This is a genomic window from Donghicola sp. XS_ASV15, from assembly GCF_041224595.1.
Classification (GTDB): domain Bacteria; phylum Pseudomonadota; class Alphaproteobacteria; order Rhodobacterales; family Rhodobacteraceae; genus Donghicola.
Genome location: NZ_JBGFGN010000157.1, coordinates 167,935 through 188,388 on the forward strand (window position 1 = coordinate 167,935; position 20,454 = coordinate 188,388).

The 20,454-nt window shown below is 58.5% G+C and carries 18 protein-coding genes; 9 read left to right on the forward strand and 9 right to left on the reverse strand.

Annotation, left to right across the window (positions count from 1 at the left end; translation table 11 throughout):
- Positions 1 to 95: 95 nt before the first annotated feature.
- From tkt to gap (AB9K37_RS15270), 4 genes are all read left to right on the forward strand, one after another.
- Positions 96 to 2,111, forward strand: coding sequence for a transketolase (gene tkt / locus AB9K37_RS15255; protein ID WP_369840431.1), 2,016 nt, complete (start codon positions 96 to 98; stop codon positions 2,109 to 2,111).
- Positions 2,112 to 2,417: 306 nt separating this feature from the next.
- On the forward strand, positions 2,418 to 3,422 hold the full coding sequence (gene gap, locus AB9K37_RS15260) for a type I glyceraldehyde-3-phosphate dehydrogenase (RefSeq protein ID WP_072707069.1): 1,005 nt from the start codon (positions 2,418 to 2,420) through the stop codon (positions 3,420 to 3,422).
- Between the two features lie 14 nt (positions 3,423 to 3,436).
- The gene (locus tag AB9K37_RS15265) at positions 3,437 to 3,580 is read left to right on the forward strand and encodes a hypothetical protein (RefSeq protein WP_178338725.1); all 144 of its coding nucleotides are present in this window, start codon (positions 3,437 to 3,439) and stop codon (positions 3,578 to 3,580) included.
- 100 nt (positions 3,581 to 3,680) lie between these two features.
- Entirely contained in the window at positions 3,681 to 4,682 is a 1,002-nt protein-coding gene (gene gap / locus AB9K37_RS15270; RefSeq protein WP_293708817.1) for a type I glyceraldehyde-3-phosphate dehydrogenase, read from the forward strand.
- Between the two features lie 80 nt (positions 4,683 to 4,762).
- On the opposite strand, the gene coaD is transcribed toward gap (AB9K37_RS15270), so the two are convergent.
- The 3 genes from coaD to AB9K37_RS15285 form a co-directional block, all read right to left on the reverse strand.
- Positions 4,763 to 5,254, reverse strand: coding sequence for a pantetheine-phosphate adenylyltransferase (gene coaD, locus AB9K37_RS15275; protein ID WP_072707071.1), 492 nt, complete (start codon positions 5,252 to 5,254; stop codon positions 4,763 to 4,765).
- A gap of 70 nt (positions 5,255 to 5,324) precedes the next feature.
- Positions 5,325 to 5,759, reverse strand: coding sequence for a CBS domain-containing protein (locus tag AB9K37_RS15280; protein WP_369840435.1), 435 nt, complete (start codon positions 5,757 to 5,759; stop codon positions 5,325 to 5,327).
- 59 nt (positions 5,760 to 5,818) lie between these two features.
- Entirely contained in the window at positions 5,819 to 6,715 is an 897-nt protein-coding gene (locus AB9K37_RS15285; protein WP_369840437.1) for a LysR substrate-binding domain-containing protein, read from the reverse strand.
- 102 nt (positions 6,716 to 6,817) lie between these two features.
- Here AB9K37_RS15285 and AB9K37_RS15290 point away from each other — a divergent pair, with 102 nt between their 5' ends.
- Positions 6,818 to 8,317 (forward strand): CoA-acylating methylmalonate-semialdehyde dehydrogenase, encoded by a 1,500-nt coding sequence (locus AB9K37_RS15290; protein ID WP_369840439.1) that lies wholly within the window; start codon positions 6,818 to 6,820, stop codon positions 8,315 to 8,317.
- A 76-nt stretch (positions 8,318 to 8,393) separates the two neighbouring features.
- Here AB9K37_RS15290 and pseI read toward each other — a convergent pair whose 3' ends face one another.
- Genes pseI through pseB form a run of 5 tightly spaced genes read right to left on the reverse strand, consistent with a single transcriptional unit; the run spans position 8,394 to position 13,889 of the window.
- Positions 8,394 to 9,443 (reverse strand): pseudaminic acid synthase, encoded by a 1,050-nt coding sequence (gene pseI, locus AB9K37_RS15295; RefSeq protein ID WP_369840440.1) that lies wholly within the window; start codon positions 9,441 to 9,443, stop codon positions 8,394 to 8,396.
- Positions 9,440 to 10,996: a UDP-2,4-diacetamido-2,4,6-trideoxy-beta-L-altropyranose hydrolase gene (pseG, locus tag AB9K37_RS15300; RefSeq protein ID WP_369840442.1), complete on the reverse strand. Its 1,557-nt coding sequence runs from the start codon at positions 10,994 to 10,996 to the stop codon at positions 9,440 to 9,442. The genes pseI and pseG overlap by 4 nt, the downstream gene beginning before the upstream one ends.
- A gap of 51 nt (positions 10,997 to 11,047) precedes the next feature.
- Positions 11,048 to 11,743, reverse strand: coding sequence for a pseudaminic acid cytidylyltransferase (gene pseF / locus AB9K37_RS15305; RefSeq protein WP_369840444.1), 696 nt, complete (start codon positions 11,741 to 11,743; stop codon positions 11,048 to 11,050).
- Positions 11,743 to 12,891 carry a UDP-4-amino-4,6-dideoxy-N-acetyl-beta-L-altrosamine transaminase gene (pseC, locus tag AB9K37_RS15310; protein ID WP_369840446.1) on the reverse strand — a complete coding sequence of 383 codons (1,149 nt, stop codon included), beginning with the start codon at positions 12,889 to 12,891 and terminating at the stop codon, positions 11,743 to 11,745. The genes pseF and pseC overlap by 1 nt, the downstream gene beginning before the upstream one ends.
- The gene (pseB, locus tag AB9K37_RS15315) at positions 12,891 to 13,889 is read right to left on the reverse strand and encodes a UDP-N-acetylglucosamine 4,6-dehydratase (inverting) (protein WP_369840448.1); all 999 of its coding nucleotides are present in this window, start codon (positions 13,887 to 13,889) and stop codon (positions 12,891 to 12,893) included. The genes pseC and pseB overlap by 1 nt, the downstream gene beginning before the upstream one ends.
- 118 nt (positions 13,890 to 14,007) lie before the next feature.
- Here pseB and AB9K37_RS15320 point away from each other — a divergent pair, with 118 nt between their 5' ends.
- From AB9K37_RS15320 to AB9K37_RS15335, 4 genes are read left to right on the forward strand one after another with little or no spacing between them, the layout of a single operon-like run.
- A complete protein-coding gene (locus AB9K37_RS15320; RefSeq protein ID WP_369840450.1) occupies positions 14,008 to 15,237 on the forward strand; it encodes a hypothetical protein in 1,230 nt (409 codons plus the stop codon).
- The gene (locus tag AB9K37_RS15325; protein ID WP_369840452.1) at positions 15,234 to 16,346 is read left to right on the forward strand and encodes a glycosyltransferase family 4 protein; all 1,113 of its coding nucleotides are present in this window, start codon (positions 15,234 to 15,236) and stop codon (positions 16,344 to 16,346) included. The genes AB9K37_RS15320 and AB9K37_RS15325 overlap by 4 nt, the downstream gene beginning before the upstream one ends.
- Before the next feature lie 56 nt (positions 16,347 to 16,402).
- Complete coding sequence (locus AB9K37_RS15330) at positions 16,403 to 17,431, forward strand: glycosyltransferase (RefSeq protein ID WP_369840454.1); 1,029 nt, start codon at positions 16,403 to 16,405, stop codon at positions 17,429 to 17,431.
- Positions 17,431 to 18,591, forward strand: coding sequence for a glycosyltransferase (locus tag AB9K37_RS15335; RefSeq protein ID WP_369840456.1), 1,161 nt, complete (start codon positions 17,431 to 17,433; stop codon positions 18,589 to 18,591). The genes AB9K37_RS15330 and AB9K37_RS15335 overlap by 1 nt, the downstream gene beginning before the upstream one ends.
- On the opposite strand, the gene AB9K37_RS15340 is transcribed toward AB9K37_RS15335, so the two are convergent.
- On the reverse strand, positions 18,582 to 20,336 hold the full coding sequence (locus AB9K37_RS15340) for an ABC transporter ATP-binding protein (RefSeq protein ID WP_369840458.1): 1,755 nt from the start codon (positions 20,334 to 20,336) through the stop codon (positions 18,582 to 18,584). The genes AB9K37_RS15335 and AB9K37_RS15340 overlap by 10 nt on opposite strands.
- Positions 20,337 to 20,454: the final 118 nt, after the last annotated feature.

Genomic DNA, 20,454 nt, shown 5'->3' on the forward strand with positions numbered 1-20,454 from the left:
CGTTTTTAGGCCGATCGTACGCGTTTACGGCGGTTGCACTATCTTGGGACCCTGATATTCAGCCCTCAGATACGCTTCTGACAGAGGAATTGCCCGTGGATATCGAAGCCCTGCGCACAACCAACCCTGAACACTGGATGAAGGCCGCCGCCATCCGCACCCTGACGCTGGATGCCGTTGCCGCCGCAAACTCGGGTCACTCGGGTATGCCAATGGGTATGGCAGACGTTGCGACCGTGCTGTTCGAAAAGCACATGAAATTCGACGCGAAAAACCCTGACTGGTTCGACCGCGACCGCTTCATCCTGTCGGCGGGCCACGGCTCGATGCTGATGTACAGCCTGCTGTACCTCACCGGTTACGAGGACATGACCCTCGAGCAGGTCAAGAACTTCCGCCAGTGGGGCGCGATCACCGCAGGTCACCCCGAGTACGGCCACGCCAAAGGCATCGAGACCACCACCGGCCCGCTGGGTCAGGGCATCTCGAACGCGGTTGGTTTCGCAATGGCCGAAGCGTCGCTGCGCGGCCGCTATGGCAAGAAGATCGTTGATCACTACACTTACGTGATCGCGGGCGACGGCTGCCTGATGGAAGGCGTCAGCCAAGAAGCCATCGCGCTGGCAGGCCGTCAGGAACTGTCCAAGCTGATCGTCTTCTGGGACAACAACAACATCACCATCGACGGCACCGTTGATATCGCCGACCGCACCAATCAGGTGCAGCGTTTCAAGGCGTCGGGCTGGCACGTGATCGAAATCGACGGCCACAACCCCGCCGAAATCGATGAAGCCATCGCCAAGGCCAAGACCACCAAGAAGCCTTCGATGATCGCGTGCAAAACGCACATCGCTTTGGGCCACGCGGCGCAGGACACCAGCAAGGGCCACGGCGCTCTGACAAATGGTGACCAGCTGGCAGCGGCCAAAGCAGCATATGGCTGGAACCATGGTCCCTTCGAGATCCCTGCGGACGTAAAAGCCCAGTGGGAAGCCATCGGTACCCGCGGTCAGGCCGAGCGCGCAGCATGGGAAGGTCGCTTTGCCGAGGTGTCGGCCAGCCGTCAGGCGGAATTCACCCGCATCATGACTGGCGAAGCCCCCAAGAAGCTATCGGCCACCGTCAAAGCGCTGAAGAAGCAGCTGTCGGAAGAGGCGCCCAAGGTCGCGACCCGCAAGGCGTCGGAGATGGCTCTGGAAGTGATCAACCCGATCGCACCCGAAACCATTGGTGGTTCTGCTGACCTGACCGGCTCGAACAACACCAAAACCGGTGATCTGGGCATTCTGTCCCCCGAGGACCGCAAAGGCCGCTACGTTTACTATGGTATCCGCGAGCACGGCATGGCTGCTGCGATGAACGGCATGGCCCTGCACGGCGGCGTGCGTCCCTATGGCGGCACCTTCCTGTGCTTTGCGGACTATGCCCGTGGCTCCATGCGTTTGTCGGCGCTGATGGGCGTTCCGGTGACTTACGTCATGACCCACGACTCCATCGGTCTGGGTGAAGACGGCCCGACCCACCAGCCGGTCGAGCATCTGGCCTACTGCCGCGCGACCCCGAACACCTACCTGATCCGTCCTGCGGATGCGGTCGAGACTGCCGAAGCGTGGGAAATCGCGCTGACCTCCAAGTCGACCCCGACCGTGATGGCGCTGTCCCGTCAGAACCTGCCTACCGTCCGCACCGAGCACAAGCTCAAGAACCTGACCGCTCAGGGTGGTTACGTTCTGGCAGACGCCGAGGGCAAGCGTCAGGCGATCATCATGGCGACCGGCTCGGAAGTCGAAATCGCGATGGAAGCCAAGAAGCTGCTCGAAGCCGAAGGCATCGGCACCCGCGTTGTCTCTATGCCTTGTATGGAACTGTTCGACGCGCAGGACGAAGGCTACCGCAAGAAGGTGCTGCCCGCAGGTCCCGTCCGCGTCGCCGTCGAAGCCGCTGTCCGTCAGCCCTGGGACAAGTACCTGCTGGGTGAGCGCGGCCGCGAGGCCAAGGCGGCGTTCGTGGGCATGGAAGGCTTTGGTGCCTCGGCTCCTGCAACGACCCTGTACGAGCAGTTCGGCATCACCGCAGCGAATGTCGCGCAAAAGGTCAAAGACATGCTCTGATCTCTTGAGCGATCAGAAATTCTGAGAGGGCGTCCTGCGGGGCGCCCTTTTCTTTGGGCTCTCGGGTTGGGCCGTGCAGGTGCTCCGTGAGTATTTGCAGCAAAAAGAAGTCGGGGGATTCGCGAAGGGGGTTTGCGCGATGCTGCAACGCAGAACTGTTAGCGATTGACTGTTAGCGCAAACCTGCACACGTGGTGCAGTTTATCGCTAACATACTGATAGATTTAGAAGATTTCCTTTGCCCCTTTTGCGGGGTTGGGCCATACAGCCGTTAACTCCCTCAGCTCGGTTTCAGGAGACACCCCCATGACCATCACCGTTGGCATCAATGGATTTGGCCGCATCGGTCGCTGCACTTTGGCGCACATCGCGGAAAGCGCACGCAATGACGTACAGGTTGTTAAGATCAACGCAACCGGCCCCATCGAGACCAACGCGCACCTGCTGAAGTATGACAGCGTGCATGGCCGTTTTGGCGGTGTGGTCAAAGTAGACGGCAGCACGCTGGATCTGGGCCGTGGCCCCATCGATGTGATGTCGACCTATGAGCCCAACGAACTGGACTGGGACGGCGTTGACGTTGTTCTGGAATGCACCGGCAAATTCAATGATGGCGGCAAGTCGGCGATCCATCTGGACCGCGGCGCGAAATCGGTTCTGATCTCTGCCCCCGCGACCAACGTGGACAAGACCATTGTGTATGGCGTGAACCACCGCAGCCTGGTCGAAGGCGACCGCATGATCTCGAACGGGTCGTGCACCACCAACTGCCTTGCGCCTCTGGCGAAGGTCCTGAATGACGCGATCGGCATTGAGCGCGGCATCATGACCACCATCCACAGCTACACCGGTGACCAGCCCACGTTGGACCGTCGTCACAAGGATCTGTACCGCGCTCGCGCAGCGGCCATGGCGATGATCCCGACCTCGACCGGTGCGGCCAAGGCCCTGAAAGAAGTTCTCCCCGAGCTGGAAGGCAAACTGGACGGCACCTCGATGCGCGTACCGACCCCGAACGTGTCTTGCGTGGACCTGACCTTTGAAGCTGGCAAGGACGTCACCGTTGCAGATGTGAACGAGATTGTTCGTGAGGCCGCAGCAGGTCACATGGGCCACGTTCTGGGCTACGATCCCGAGCCCAAGGTGTCGATCGACTTTAACCATACCTCGCAATCCTCGATCTTTGCTCCCGATCAAACCAAGGTTGTGGGTGGTCGCACCGTGCGCGTTCTGGCATGGTACGATAACGAATGGGGCTTCTCCTGCCGCATGGCCGACGTGGCCGCAGCAATGGGGCAGCTCCTTAACTAAGGAGCGGCCTCCGCGTGACGAACAAGCTGTCATTGATTCTAGGCGCCCTCATCGTGGGCGCCTTTTGCTATGATTGGATGGCCCAAGATGGCGAGAGCACCATCTTTCTGGCCAAAAAGGGAATTCTCCTGATCGAATACATCGAATTCTGGCGCTGATCCGGCGATATCGTCTGATCGGTTGACATCCTGTGCGATATCGCCATGTTAGCGATAACTTTGTTAGCGTTATCAGCGAACCATTTCGCGGGAGGAAACCATGACCGTAAAAGTTGCTATCAACGGCTTTGGCCGCATCGGCCGTAATGTACTGCGCGGCATCATCGAGTCGGGGCGCACCGATATCGAAGTCGTCGCCATCAACGATCTGGGCCCTGTTGAGACCAACGCACACCTGCTGAAGTATGACAGCGTCCACGGCCGCTTCCCCAGCGAAGTGACTGTTGGCGACGGTGTCATCGACGCAGGTCGTGGCCCGATCCGTGTGACAGCCATCCGTGACCCCAAAGACCTGCCTTGGGGTGACGTTGACGTGGCGCTGGAGTGCACCGGCATCTTCACCTCGAAAGAACAGGCGTCGCTGCACCTCGAGAACGGCTCCAAGCGCGTCTTGGTGTCGGCGCCTGCGTCCGGCGCGGACAAGACCATTGTGTACGGTGTGAACCACGACAGCCTGACAGCAGAAGACCTGATCGTGTCGAACGCATCGTGCACCACCAACTGCCTATCGCCCGTGGCAAAAGTGCTGAACGACAAGATCGGCATCGTCAAAGGCTTCATGACCACTATCCACAGCTACACCGGCGACCAGCCGACGCTGGATACCATGCACAAAGACCTGTACCGCGCCCGCGCGGCAGCTCTGTCCATGATCCCCACCTCGACCGGTGCGGCCAAAGCGGTTGGTCTGGTTCTGCCCGACCTGAACGGCAAGCTGGACGGCGTTGCGATCCGCGTCCCCACCCCGAACGTGTCGGTCGTTGACCTGACCTTCGAAGCAGCGCGCGAAACCACCGTCGAAGAAATCAACGCAGCCATCCACGAGGCCGCCGCAGGCGAGCTGAAGGGTATTCTGGGTGTCACTGACGAAAAGCTGGTCTCGGTCGACTTCAACCACGACTCTCACAGCTCGATCTTTGCCACCGACCAGACCAAGGTCATGGAAGGCACCATGGTCCGTATCCTGAGCTGGTACGACAACGAATGGGGCTTCTCGAACCGTATGGCGGACACCGCTGTTGCGATGGCGAAGTTCATCTGATCCACACTGGATCATGAATAGAAAACGGCCCGAGGCATCGCTTCGGGCCGTTTTGCATTTCGAAACCGTAGGATTGGCGATTAGCGCAGCTTGCCCTTCAGCGCGTCGGCCACCGTGGGCGTCACAAACTTGGATACATCTCCGCCAAGGCGCGCGATCTCTTTGACAAGTTTCGATGCGATGGCCTGGTGTTGCGCTTCGGCCATAAGGAAAACCGTCTCGACCGTGTCGTCCAACTGCCGATTCATTCCGACCATCTGGTATTCGTACTCGAAGTCAGACACCGCGCGAAGACCGCGCACGATCAACTGAGCTCCAACATCGTGGGCACAATCGATCAGCAAGTTTTCGAAAGGGTGCGCAATGATCTCAACCCCAGTTTCTTGGGCGAGGATCGCACATTCGGACTGGATCATCTCGACCCGTTCATCCAGCGAAAATAGGGGGCCCTTGTCGCGGTTGATGGCAACGCCAATCACCAGCCGATCAACCAGGGCTGTCGCACGACGGATGATGTCGATATGCCCCAAGGTGATCGGATCGAATGTTCCCGGATACAGTCCGATACGCATAAAAGTGGCTCCTTCCCCCGTTTTTCTGCGACGCAACAATATTGCGGCGCAGAATGCAAGGGGAACGCGACTATTGGCCCATGATCATGCCTTCTAGGGCTTCTTTCTCCATGGCCACATGGCTCAATTGCGCCTTCACTGCATCGCCAAGACTGATGACACCGATCAGTTTGCCATCCTCGAGCACGGGCATGTGGCGAAACCGGCCATCGGTCATTTTCTGCATCACCTCATCGGTTCGGTCGCCCTTGGCACAGGTGACAAGGTTCGCGGTCATCAATTCAGATACTGGCAGGTCCAGCACCGACGGCCCGGATTTGGCCAGATGGCGGACGATGTCACGCTCTGACAGGATGCCTTCGGGGTGCTCTCCGTCCGTGGAAACCATGACCGTTCCGATTTTCTTGTCGGCCTGAATCTTCGCGGCTTCCATGACAGTGATGGTGGGCTTGACGGTAAAAACGCCCTGCTGACTCTTACTACCCAGGATTTGTTGCACCAGCATGTTCTTCCTCCCGAAATAAAATTTCTTGAGGTCAAGCGTCTGCCCGATTGTTGACCCTGTCAAGCAGTTGCTTCAAGTCTGGCAATCTCGTTTCGCACGCCCTCTGCCACCAGTTTGGCAAAGCTGTTCATTCGTTCAAGTCTACGATCGTCTGCATGTCGGATCAGATAAAAGCTTCGCTTTAGGCTGACATCTTCGGTTAAAATGCGCCGGACGGTGTTGGTCGAGGGAATCGCAAAATCATGCACCACCCCGACGCCGCCCCCCATCCGCACCCAATTGAACTGCACCGAGACAGAGTTAGAGCCCAGACTCACCCGTTCCGCGCCCATTTCGGTCAGGTAGTCCAGTTCCTTGTCAAAGATCATGTCGGGGATGTAGCCCACCAGCCGATGCCCCTTCAGGTCCGAAAGGCTTTTGATTGGCGGATTCTGCGCGAGATAGTCCTCGGACGCGGCGAGATGTAGGTGATAATCGCTGATCTTCTGCACCGTCAGGCGACCCGTGGTCGGGCGACTCACCCCAATTGCCATGTCAGCCTCGCGCTTGGACAGGTTAAAAACGCGGGGCAAGGCAACGATCTGCACTTCGAGATCAGGGTTCTCTTCGACGATCCGCGCACAGACCTGGGGCAACACGTAGTTCGCACAGCCATCCGGCGCGCCAATGCGGATTTGCCCCGACAGGCCGCCGGTCTGCGATCCTACTGTTTCGAGCGCCGCATCCATCGCCTGCTCGACCCGTACCGCCTCTGTCATCAAACGCTGTCCCCGTTCGGTCAACGCATACCCTTGCGGGGACCGCGCAAAGAGCGGTGCCTCTAGTGCCTCTTCCAGACGTGTGATCCGCCGGCCCACGGTCGCAGGGTCCACCCGCAACATCTTGGAGGCGCCGGTCAGCCCCCCCGCCCGCGACACAGCCAGAAACATGCGGAGATCGTCCCAGAGCACTGACATCTTTGTACCTGCATTTGCGCAAATTGAATTTGGAAAACTTCCTCTGTTTCCGTCAGATTTGCAAGACTATGCTGCGCTCAACCACAATTCCGGGAGGATACGATGCAAGAGCTTACCCACTACATCAACGGCGAGATGGTCAAAGGCACCTCGGGTCGTTTCACCGACGTCTACAACCCCGCCACTGGCGAAGTTCAGGCCAAAGTACCGCTGGCCACCATCGAAGAGCTGACCAAAGCCATCGACGATGCCGCCGAAGCGCAGGTTGCATGGGCCAACACCAACCCCCAGCGTCGCGCTCGCGTGATGATGAAGTTCGGTGCCCTGATCAACGAGCACATGGAAGAACTGGCCGAGCTGGTTTCCAAAGAGCACGGCAAAACCATCCCCGACGCCAAAGGCGACGTTCAGCGTGGTCTGGAAGTTGTCGAAGTCTGCATGGGCGCCCCCAGCATGCTGAAGGGCGAATACATGGACAACGGCGGGCCCGGCATTGACCTCTACGCAATGCGTCAGGCTCTGGGTGTCGTTGCTGGCATCACGCCCTTCAACTTCCCCGCGATGATCCCCCTGTGGAAAATGGCCCCCGCAATTGCATGCGGCAACGCCATGATCCTCAAGCCCTCCGAGCGCTGCCCCTCGACCTCGCTGCGTCTGGCCGAACTGCTGACCGAAGCAGGCCTGCCCAAAGGCGTTCTGCAGGTCATCAACGGTGACAAAGAAGTCGTTGACGGCATCCTCGACAACGAGACCATCCAGGCGGTTGGCTTCGTGGGCTCGACCCCGATCGCGCAGTACATCTATGGCCGCGCAGCGACCAACGGCAAGCGCGCTCAGTGCTTTGGCGGTGCGAAGAACCACATGATCATCATGCCCGACGCGGACATGGACAAAGCGGCTGACGCTCTGATCGGTGCAGGCTACGGCGCGGCTGGCGAACGCTGCATGGCGATCTCGGTGGCTGTTCCTGTCGGTCAGGAAACCGCTGACAAGCTGATCGAGAAGCTGGTCCCCCGCATCGAAAAGCTGAAAGTCGGGCCCTACACCGCAGGCGACGACGTGGACTACGGCCCCGTTATCACCGCTGCTTCGAAAGAGCGTATCAACAAGCTGATCACCTCGGGCGTGGAGCAAGGCGCAGATCTGGTCATCGACGGCCGTGACTTCAGCCTGCAAGGCTACGAGAACGGCTTCTTCTGTGGCCCCTCGCTGTTCGACAACGTGACCCCGGACATGGAGATCTACAAAGAAGAGATCTTCGGCCCCGTGCTCTCGACCGTCCGCACCGAGAACTACGAAGAAGCGCTCGACCTGATCATGACCAACAACTACGGCAACGGCACTGCGATCTACACCGCGGACGGCGACACCGCCCGTGACTTCGCACACCGCGTCAACGTCGGCATGGTCGGCATCAACTTCCCGATCCCCGTTCCGCTGTCCTACTTCTCGTTCGGCGGTTGGAAGAAGTCGGCCTTCGGCGACCTGAACCAGTACGGCCCCGACGCGTTCAAGTTCTACACCAAGACCAAAACCGTCACCGCACGCTGGTTCTCGGGCATCAAAGACGGTGCCGCGCTGAACTTCAAAGCGATGGACTAAGGCTCGGCCTAGCAAAATAGAAAACCCCGCCAGAGCAATCTGGCGGGGTTTTTCATTGGCAGTTCCAGCGTCAAACTCAGAGCTTTAGGTTTTCCAACTTCACTGGCGTGTTGGCTTCGACGGCCTCGACCACTGTCGCTCCGATGACCTGATCCAGATGCTTGGGGGCTGCGCCATAGCCGGGACGTACACTGCGGACAGCATCGGCTGCAACCGTACCGCCCGCTGGGATATCTTTGACAAAGTAGAGAGACCGGCGGAACTTCACATTTCCGAGCTCGCTCGACTTACGTCCGTAGTCCACACGGCCAAGCGCTTCCCACGCGGTTTTTGCACCGGTGCAGAGCGCCTCTAACTCATGTGGTTCAAGAGAGAAGCTATCGTCTGGACCGCCGCCGTTGCGATCCAGCGTCACATGCTTTTCGACCACACAGGCCCCCAGAGCCACTGCAGTCAGCGCCGTCGTGTTGTCAAGCGTATGATCGGACAATCCCGTGAGCGTCCCATAGCGGGCGGCCATGTCCGGCAAGGTACGCAGATTGTAGTCCGACGCAGGCGCCGGATAACCCGAGACGCAATGTAAAACGACAAGCTCGTTGCAGCCTGCCCCGCGTGCGGCATCCACGGCTTCGGCAATCTCTTCGGCGTCGGCCATGCCCGTGGACATGATCATCGGCTTGCCGGTTTGAGCGACGTAGCGGATCAGCGGCAAATCGACCAATTCGAAGCTCGCAATTTTATAGGCGGGCGCGTTTAGATCCTCGAGCAGATCAACCGCTGTGCTGTCAAAAGGCGAGCTGAACATCGTGATCCCCTCGGCCCGGGCATGATCGAACAGCGCCTTGTGCCAGTCCCACGGCGTATGCGCCCATTCGTACAGGTCGTACAGGGAATGGCCCGCCCACAAACCATCAGTGATCTGGAAATCAGGCCGATCCGACTTCAGGGTGATCGTGTCCGCCCGATACGTCTGGATCTTGATCGCATCCGCGCCCGAGGCCTTGGCCTTGGTTATGATTTCGAGCGCCTTGTTCAGATCGCCATTATGGTTCGCCGACAACTCGGCGATGATATAAGGCGGGTGGTCAGGACCGATCGCACGGCCATCAATCTTAATCTCAGTCATGTCCTTGCCTGTACTTTGCGCTGATAGACATTGAAACCTTCGTTCATACCGGTCCGCGCATATCCTGCCTTTTCGAATACTTTCGCAGAGGCGTGGTTGTCCGGATGAATTTCTGCATCCAGATAGGTCAGCTTTAGGCCAGACGCTATCGCCTCTGCCAGCACAAGACCAGAGAGACCGATCCCTCGTCCACGCGCATCCTCGGCCAGACAAAGGCTGACGAAAGCACGATCCGCATTGGTCAAATCCAGCCGAACATAGCCGAGCGGCAAGGCCCCTTGTTCAAGCACCCAAAACCGAGTCGTTTGCGCGCGCAGGGCTCGCTGAAACCAGTTCCAGTGGTCCGGGTAGGGCGGCTCTTGCTGGCTGCGGTAGTATCGGTTTGCGCCGCCCTCGCGCCGCCACTCCCAGACACGGCGGGCATCTTCTTGGGTGGCAGTACGAAGGCTCACGTCAGCCTGCACCAACTCTCGCACCAAACGGGCTGTGCCGTCTCCATCGCAGATGCCTGCTGCTACTTCTGACATCCTAGCAAGCGCGTCCGGCTCCGAAAGGCGGTCCAGAGCGTGTGCCAGCGCGTCTTGCCAATGCTCTGAAGTTTCATCTCCCAAAAGAATGGCAGCACCAGTTTGCCCCAAGGCTTGGGCCGCGGGGATTTGATTGGCCGCAATTGTCAGCATCAAAGTCGGGAGTCCAAGGGCACATCTCTCCCATGTCGTGCCACCAACTGCACCGATAGCAAGGTCTGCCTCGACCATGCGGTGGCCCATGTCCGTGACATCGCAGGCGATCTCAAGGGGAAACGGGAATCTGCCAGCGTTCGCGGCCAGTGCATCAAGGTGTGGCGCTTGCCTCCCTAGAACTACGGAAACCTCTAGACTTGCCGCATTTTTCCATGCACCGAGTGCCTCCAGAATGCGGCCCGTTGCATTGTGCTGGTCCACGCCGCCCATCGCAATCAGCACCTTTGTCAAAGTACGATCACACCGAGACACCAGCGCTTCAGCGCGTTGTGCCGCAAATTCCGGGCGCAGTTGCGCGTATTTGGGCCCGATCAGACGTGTCACGTGATCAGCCAACAAGGCGTCATAGTCAGAACCCATGGTGCCCAAATTCTGATCCAACAGCACATCGCAATCATGCGCACGATCTGCCAGATCATCCCAGACCATGATCCGCTCAACATAGGGACGCATCGCCGACTGCCAGTTCCGATCAAAGGCATAGTGATCCATGATCAGCCAATCGACAGCATGGTCTTTCAGCGCCGCCGCACAATCCTGTGCATCCTGTTCCCAAGACACTTTAGCCCAGCGTGCATGAGCCGGCCCGCCCGCCGGTAGATCTGCATCCACTGGCGCGGGCAAAAGGTGGCAAGAAAACCCTTCGGAACGGATGCGATCACAGAGGCTCCCCTCGAGATCGCGGCTCAGGAAGAGACACTCTGCCCCCGCTTCACGCAATGCCTTGGCCAAAGTCAGACACCGCACCACGTGACCAGATCCAATTTCCAAGGATGCGTCTGCGCGGAATGCGATCAAAGCTGTCGCCATGGAGCCTCCAAACACGAATGCGCCTTAGCAAGGACGCCGTCTTTTTGTGATTTAATGATCAGCAGCCTGTGCATCCAGAGCACGCTTCAGATACTCTGCCCGGATCCAGTCTTCGGTCGTATCGATATCCTGAACCCTGTGACGCGGCAGTGCGACCCCGTGCGCGCCCTGCTCGAATACACCACGCCCGCTTTGCCATGTTTCCACGGTGGCCCAATAGAACTGCCCGGCGTCATGCCAAGCCTCTTCGAGGTCTTGACTGCGGGTCTGCATCGTCGAGGCATCGAACATTTGAACTGCGCCTCCCTCTGACCTGCGCAACGCGCGTTGGATCGGGAATGGAAAGGTTGTGACAGCCATCACGTAGCTTGCAGCTTGATCTCGCAGCGTAGCTAATCCTTGGGCGATATCGTCCGCCTCTACAAACGGCGCGGTAGCATAAAGACAGCACACAGGCGTTTCCGCCGCGAGCGCAAGCCGCTCAGTCGCATCCGCGATCACAGGGACCGTCGGCGCGTGATCGTCCGAAAGCACCGCGTCCCGCCGAAACGGAACGTCGGCCCCATAGCTTTGTGCGATCTGTGCGATCTGGTCGTCATCGGTGCTGACCACGATCTGGTCAAAGACGCCTGACGCTTGCGCCGCTTTGATCGACCACGCAATCATGGGCTGGCCGCAGAAGGGCTTGATGTTCTTGTGGGGAATACGCTTGGACCCGCCACGGGCGGGAATGACGCAAACCGCCATCAGGCCAACGCCTCGTTTAGGACGCGCACCACTTCGTTTTGGTCCTCGTCGGTCAGGCCGGCGTAGAGGGGGATCGAAATGGCCCGCGCATAATAGTCCTCGGACACAGGGAAATCCCCGATATTGTTGCCTAGATCGCGGTAATAGGGCTGCGTGTGCACGGGAATGTAGTGCAGGTTCACACCGATCCCGTGCGCGCGCAGATGTTCGAACACCGCCCTGTGCTGCGCGACATCGTCCAGACGGATCACATAGAGGTGCCACGCAGAACGCGCCCCTTCGATCCGGCCGGGAGTTTTCAGCGGCAGATCCGCCAGCAAGGCATCATAGCGATCGGCCAGCGCATTGCGGCGATCAATGAACTGGTCCAATCGGGCCATCTGAGACAGACCCAGCGCGGCCTGCATTTCGGTCATCCGGTAGTTCCATCCCAGATCGACCTGCTGATAGTACCAAGGGCCGTCCGACTCATGGGTCATCAGCGCAGGATCGCGGGTCACACCATGGCTGCGCAGCAGGCCCATGCGTTCGGCCAGAACGGGATCGTTCGTGGTGGCCAAGCCGCCCTCAGCGGTGGTGATGATCTTGACTGGATGGAAGCTGAAAACCGTGATGTCGGAATGCGCGCAGGCGCCAACCTTGTCTTCGCCATAGCTCGCACCGATGGCGTGGCTCGCGTCCTCAATGATCTTGATCCCGTATTTACGGGCCAGAGCCGCAATTTCTTCGGCACGAGTGGACTGGCCGCACATGTGGACGGGCACGATGACCTTGGGCAACCGACCAGCAGCTTCTGCCGCCTCCAATTTCGCCGCTAAAGCATCGGGACACATGTTGAAGGTATCCGCGTCGATATCAACGAAATCCACATCCGCACCGCAGTAGCGCCCGCAATTGGCCGACGCGACAAAGGTGATGGGGCTCGTCCACATCAGATCGCCCTCGCCCAATCCCAGCGCCTTGACTGCGATATGCAGCGCCGAGGTTGCCGAGTTCACAGCCACCCCGAATTTCGCGCCAACATAGTCCGCAATGGCCTGTTCAAAGGCCGGAACCGCCGGCCCTTGGGTCAGGAAATCGGACTTCAGGACATCGACCACTGCGTCGATATCGGCCTGCGAAATATCCTGACGGCCATAGGGGATCATTAGATCGCTCCGATCTTTTCGCGGTTGGCGTCGATCCAAGCTTGCAGCGCATCGTCCGTCATCCAGTCGTTGTTGTTGTCACTGGAGTAGACAAAGTCCTCTGCCACGCGGACGCCATCCTTGATGCGCGCACTGTCGGTGCCCCAGTTGTTCAGGTTCGGCAGAATCTTGAAGTGCTCATCATATTCGTAGGTGAACATCGCATCTTCGGCACCGACCATCTGTTCATGAATTTTCTCGCCGGGACGGATGCCAATGATCTCTTGGCTGGCCTCGGGCGCAATCACACGAGCCACGTCGGTCACCTTCATAGAGGGGATCTTCTTCACATAAATTTCGCCGCCGATCATGTCTTCGAACGCGTGCCAGACCAGTTCAACGCCCTGCTCAAGGGAGATCATAAAACGGGTCATGCGGGGATCAGTGATCGGCAGAACGCCCTTGTCCTTGATCGACATGAAGAACGGAATCACCGAGCCGCGCGAGCCCATGACGTTGCCATAACGCACAACCGAGAACGCGGTGTCGTGGCCGCCGGCATAGGCATTGCCCGACACGAACAGCTTGTCCGACGCCAGTTTTGAGGCGCCATAAAGGTTGATCGGGCTCGACGCCTTGTCGGTGGACAGGGCGACCACGCCTTTGACCTTTTTGTCGATCGCGGCATCGATCACGTTCATCGCGCCGTTTACGTTGGTCTTGATGCATTCGAACGGGTTGTATTCGGCCGTCGGCACGATCTTGGTCGCGGCCGCGTGGACAACGTAATCCACACCGTCAAATGCGCGGTACATCCGTTCACGATCACGGACATCGCCAATAAAGAAGCGGACGCGTGGATCGTTCTGGAACAGCTTGGCCATTTCCCACTGCTTCATCTCGTCTCGCGAGTAGATGATGACCTTTTTGGGGTTGTAGCGTTCCAGTGTCATCGGAACAAAGGCATGCCCGAAAGAGCCCGTACCGCCTGTCACCAGAATTGTCTTGTTCTCGAACATGGCTCAACCCGTTCCTTACTTTTCTTACGCTTAAGCTCAGCGATTATCAGTCTGCACCTCTTCAATCCAGTGGCTTTTTCCCATAGGCTCAGCGGAAAATTACCGAAGCAGTGTCCGGATGTCCGCATCGTCTCCCCTCCCTCGCCATGACATCACGCGCCGGACACGGCCTGGGACGCATCGCCGCGCGATGCTCTTGCTCGCGGCCCTTCGAGATCTGCGGCAGCGGAACAAATTACCCGCCAAAGGTGGGCTGTTGGAGAAGCCCAAACGATATTCGGTCAAGGACATATGGCAGGTGGCGCAAAAACTGCGGCATGTGACATCGGACAAAATCGCGCCTGTGGGCGGTAAACGCCTTGCTCTTTTGGACTGCCCGAACCCGCATACCAAAGCTCGGTTGATCCGCGACACGATGATCAACGAAGGCTGCCCGCCGGACCTGATTAACTCGCCCGCACCAATGCTGAAAAAGGACCGTCACGCACTGCGCCTGCGCGCATTGATAGGGATCATTTCCCTGCGTCCCTCGAGGCGCTGGCTAAGCAAAGACGAACTTGCTTTTTGCCTGGCGGTTTACCTGCATGAGCGCATGCTCAAGAAAGCCAGCGCGACCGTGATACATATTGGCGACCGGTCATCCCGGCGCAACGCGATGGCGGTCGGAGCAGCGTTCGCTGGGGTGCCTTCGGTGTATTGGCAACTTGGCTATCACGATGTGGCGATCCCCAACCTTGGCTACACCCATGCCGCCGTTTTGAACCAACCCGCCGAAGCCTGCGTGGCGGCCAATGGCACAGAGCCCCTGCGCCAGACGCCTGCCCCGATGCGCCCCGTTACACCGCCCACCGGATCGCAGAATATCGGTCTGACTATGAACGCGTTTGCAGGACCCGAGGTCGCGGACCTCTGCCGTGCTGTTTTGAGCATCTTTCCAGACGCGCGCCTGCACCTTCGGACCCACCCGCGCGTGGCAGACCCAAATCTCGGGGATTTGCCGAGCCAAGCGACGGTCCGCCCAAGGGGCGAGCCACTCGAGGCATTTTGCCAAGACTGCGATATTGTACTGTGCGGCAACTCCTCCGTTCAGATCGAGATGCTGCTTCTCGGCGTGCTGGTGATCCATATCCCTGGTCTCGATCAGCACGCGTTCGATCTGTACAAATATGTTGCTGACGGCGTGACATACGGCACCGAAACGCTGTCCTCACGCAGCGTCGCCGACGCCGTCGCCTTCTACGCCCGCGAGGGATGGAGTGATCGGCTGATTGCCCATGTCGCAGCACCTGACATATCGCGACGCCCGATCCACGTTCTTTGGGCCTCAGAGGACACCGCATCCGCATGACCAAACGCATCCTATTTCCCTATGTCGGTGACAGTGTCGGGGGCAGTCACATCTCTTCGTTGACCTTAGCGCGCGGCCTGCCTGAACGCTACGCTCCGGTCATTGCACAGCACGAAGCGGGCCCGCTGACCCAGTATCTTGTGCAGCTTGGAATGCCCGCAATAGATGCACCAACTGTGGGCTTCCTAAACACCGGCCCCTATCGCAAGCAGTTTCTGAAGGCGTGGCGGGGCGTTCCGAAGCTGGTTCATTTCCTGCGCGAACAGCGTATCGATCTGGTCCACACGCATGATATTCGCATGCACGTCATTTGGGGATTGGCGGCCAAGCGTGCAGGCATCCCGCATATCTGGCACCAGCGCACACCGACCACGGCAAAACGTCTGGACCAATACACTTCCCACGCCGCACGTATCCTTGCGGTGTCCGACTATTGCCGCAGCCAATTTCCGCCTAAGATGCGGGAACGTGCGCAGATCCTGTTCAATCCGTTCGACATTCCGGAACCCGCGAACCGCGCTGCAGCAAGAACGGCCCTTGCCGGTCGGTTGGGCCTTGGGTCCGATACCAAGGTCATCGGCTTTATCGCAAATCTAGACGACCGCAAACGCCCGCTTCTGTTTGTGGAAATTGCTCAAAAACTGCGCGCAATGGGCTGCAATGATCTGCATTTCATCATGCTTGGCGAGGCGCGCAGCCCCCATATCGAGGTACTCAAGCAGAAAATTGCTGATGCCAGCCTGCGCGAAACCGTGCAACACATCGGCCCGCAGTATCCCATTGCCCCGTGGATGGCGGGAATGGACCTGCTGATTGCCCCCGCCATTCACGAAGCTTTGGGCCGCACCATGATCGAAGCCCAACTCTTCGGAACACCTGTCGTGGCCTCGAACGCGGGCGGCAACCCAGAGATCATTTTGGATGACACAACGGGCTTTTTGGCAGAGCCCGACAATGCTGACGATTTTGCGGCCAAGGCGCTCCGGCTGCTTGACGATCCAGCCCTTGCTCTGCGCCTGACGGAGCGCGGCAAAACAAGGGCCGAACAAACATTCTCTGCCGAACGCCACATTTCAGCGATGGTCGATATTTACGAGGATGTGCTCTAGCCTTTCCCTCTGAGCGCAGGAAAGGTAAACGACCCAGAGTGTCGAACGGGTAAGCCATGAAAATTCTGTATGTCATCCGCAAGCGCGAAACGCGCCATTGGTCAAAACGCCTGCAGCGCTGGTTCACTGGCTTTACCGACGGACAGGACGGCTTTTTTGAAGCCAGCCTGCATTACGGATGCGACGTGACGCGCCGTACCTTTCGTGAAGTTTCCGAAATGGCCCAGGGCGAGCTACGCCAATTCGACGCTATCGTGGTAAACGCCAAGTCCGGTTTCCCTTGGCAAAAACCAGACGAAGCCAATGCCCTGCTGCGCGCCTGGGGCCGTCCTTCGGCGCTGTTTATTGGCCAAGCCCGCCCGACAGAGATGGCACCGAACGGCGTCGCGGACGGGTTTGACGTCCTCTTCAAACGAGAGCCTTTCGCCGATCTGGATCGCTATGAGCTGTCTAACACCAACCGAGCCAAGCTGGTCACAACCCTACTCTCGAACCAGCTTTTGAACATGAGTTGGCGGTTCAAAAGCCGAAATTCTTCTTTCACTCTGCCGAAATACGGCTTCGCGCACGACAAAACCCACGACGTTTATTTCTCTGGCAAACTGGGTCCGAACCGGTTTGACAATCGCGTGGCGGCGTGGGAGCGCGTGACTGCGGATCTCGGTGATCTGCGGCTTAAGGGCGGTCTGGCATCCAACGGTCAGGTCGAGGTTCCCGCCCACCTGAAGGGCGAATTGATGGAAAAACCAGAGTACCTGAAAACGTTACTCACAACCAAGGTGAACCTCGCTCTCTCGGGCATCGGCCCCTTCACGCACCGGCACCTTGAACTGTTTTACGCTGGGGCTTTTGCGCTATCGAACAACGACATCGAGCCGCTCTGGCTTCGTGCGCCTGTGGTCAAAGGACAGGACTACGCCGCCTTTGACACCGAAGACGAGATGATCGACATGATCCGCTATTACGTGGCACATGATGCCGAGCGCGAGGCGATCGCCAAGAATGGCCGCGCTTGTTTCGAGCGCCTTTATGACGTTCCAGCCCATGCCGTCGAACTGCGTGACGCCCTACAGAAAGTAATCTGATGACCCAACCCCGCGTCTGCATCGCAACCGGCGACTACTACCGCCTTGGCGAGACCTTTGTGAACCGCCACATCGCAGAGATTTTCGGCGGTTCGGTCGGAGTGATCACTGGTCGCTATCACGGGGAAAACCCGTTGAACAAACCTGTGTTCGAAAGGCGTCAGCGGGCGGGCGGCACGGCGGCCCTGCTGCAGGGACTGCTCTGGCATATTCCCCTGAATACTCTGAAACACGGCACCTCTCGCCTGCCCTATGGTCAGGCAAAATCGGACCTGATCGCCTTTTTGCGCGAACATCAGGTGGACGTCATTCTGGCCGAGTTTGGCACGCAAGCGCTGGCGCTGGCGCCCTTGGCCAATGAGTTGAACATCCCGATCTTCACCTACTTCCGCGGCACCGACGCATCCAAGCAAATTCAGCGCCCGCGGATAGTGAAAGCTTATAACAAGATGATGCCGCGTCTGGCGGGTGTCTTTTCTGTCAGCCAATTTCTGTTGGACAATCTAGCGCGCCACGGTGTCACGGTGAACCCGAACGCCCATGTGGTGCCTTCTGGCGTGGATATCCGTCGCTTTGTGCCGGGTGAGAAGCGGCCCGGCAGTTTCCTTGCCGTGGGCCGGTTTGTGGAGAAGAAAGCCCCGCAGATCACCCTACGCGCATTTGCAAAGGCCGCGCAGAACCACCCCGACGCCCGTCTGGACTTCATTGGCTCTGGCCCCCTCCTCGAAGACTGCCAGAAGCTGGCAGCCGATATGGGCGTTGCGGATCAAGTGACGTTCCATGGCCAACAACCGCACGAGTATGTGCGCCAGCACCTGCTGACAACCGAGGTGTTCCTACAGCATTCGATCACCGCAGCCGATGGCAATACCGAAGGTCTGCCCACCGCGATCCAAGAAGCTTTGGCGTGCGGGTGCATCACCATCTCGACGAACCACGCGGGCATCCCCGAGGCGGTCGAGCACGGGGTGAACGGCTACCTCGTCGATGAATGGGACGAAGACGGCTTTGGCCAGAAAATTGCGGCCGTTTTGGATCAGGCCGACCGCAGCGCCATGGCAACAGCAGCCCGCCAAACCGCAGAGGACAAATTCGACAATGACAAGGGCCTCTCCCGCGTCGAGAGGATCATCCTAGAGACAATCGAACGTCAGGGCTGATCCATCTCGAGGCTGAACAGGCTGCGATAGAGTGCGTTCTCCGCCATCAGGGCCTCGTGTGTATCAAAGCCCACAACGCGTCCGTGATCCAGAACCAGAACGCGATCCACCCACTCCAGCGTCGAAGGCCGGTGAGTGACGAAGAGCATTGTGCTGTCCTTGGCACCCTGCACAACAGCCTCCATCACGGCGCGATCGTTTTCACCGTCCAGCGCGCTGGTCGCTTCGTCAAAGATGTAAACCTTCGCCTGCTTTACCAGTGCGCGTGCGATACCAACACGCTGTTTCTGTCCGCCCGAGAGGTTAGAGCCATTCGGGCCGACCTGAGCGTCTAGCCCGCCTTGCAGCTTGCCCAACACGTTATCCAGCGCAGCGCGGCGCACCGCATCCTGCACCTGCTGCTCTGTTGCGGTGGCATGGCCGTCCAGAATGTTGTCGCGGATCGACCCGTCGAACAGGAACACATCCTGAGAGATCAGAGCGATCCCATCCCGCAGCGCATTCGGCGACACGTCTTTCAAATTCAGATCGCCAAGGCGCACCACCCCATCCGTCGGATCATAAAAGCGCTGGCACAGGTCGATAAACGTTGTCTTTCCCGCGCCGGAACGACCTACAATCGCAATGCGTTCGCCCGCGGAAATCGTCAGATCGACGTTGTGAAGGGCCGGCGCATCATCTGCGTAAAAGAAGCTGACATCTTCGAATGCGATCGACGGCGCGACGCCTGTTAGCCCCAAAGTGCCGGTACGCGTGGCTGCTTGGGGGGTGTCCAGCATCTCGTGCATCATGGTGACGTGAACGAGTCCTTTCTGGATATCGACCAACGTTTTCGACACACGCTCCGCAGGTTGATAGGCCAGAAGGAAAGCGGTGATGAAAGCCGTAAATTCACCCGGTGTCTTGCCGTTTGTGATCGTCTGCCAGCTGGCGTACATCACGAAAAGGCCGATCACGACGCCGCCCAACAACTCCATCAAGGGAACGGTCGCGTTCGTCGCTTTGGCAATGCCAACCACGCGCTTTTCCAGATCTTCGACCACCTTCGCAAACCGGCGGGCCGACTTGCTCTCTAGAGCGTAGCTTTTGACGGTGCGAATGCCTTCGATCGACTCAACGCCTGTCGATGCCATGACCTGCAAGAGTTCGGTTTCATGCTTCGAATGTTTGCGGACGCTCTTGATCAAACGCCCAACCAAAAAGAAAATCAGCGGGAAAATGACCAAACAGATCAAAGACATCGTCGCGTCCTGATAGATCATTACTGCGATCAGAGCGAGCAACGTCAGGATATCGGTGATCAGCTTGTTCGCGATATTTACGACAACTGTGCCGCAGGACTTTCCGAACATCATGATCCGCTGCATATGCTTGGCCGGATGCAAACCCGCGAAGAAATCCACATCCCGATAGAGCACATTCTCGAACAGATGCTTTTGATTGTTCGCCGCAATCTGCCGGTTCATCACTGTTTGGATCACCGAGTTACCGTATTGGAAGAAGCTCTTGGCCACGCTGATCCCGATCACCAGACCTGCAACGATCCACGCTTCTGACACGTTTTCCGACACAAAAACATCGTTCACAATCCGCTTGGTGGACCAAGCGAGCAAACCGGTAAACACAGAGACACCGATCATGAACAGCACGTTCAGGGCATATAGCTTCCAACGCGGCAGCAGTTCATCTTGGAGCAGGCGCTTGACGGTCTGCATCGGGGTCGCCTCGACGGGCTTAGCGGGCATGAGGGCTCCTCGCTCTTGGGCCAATTCGCGCTAGAATTGGCATATACGCGCAGCATCCCGCTCTTGCAATCACGCGGGGTTCAGGGCAACTTTTGAACAAATGTTCAATTCATGCACC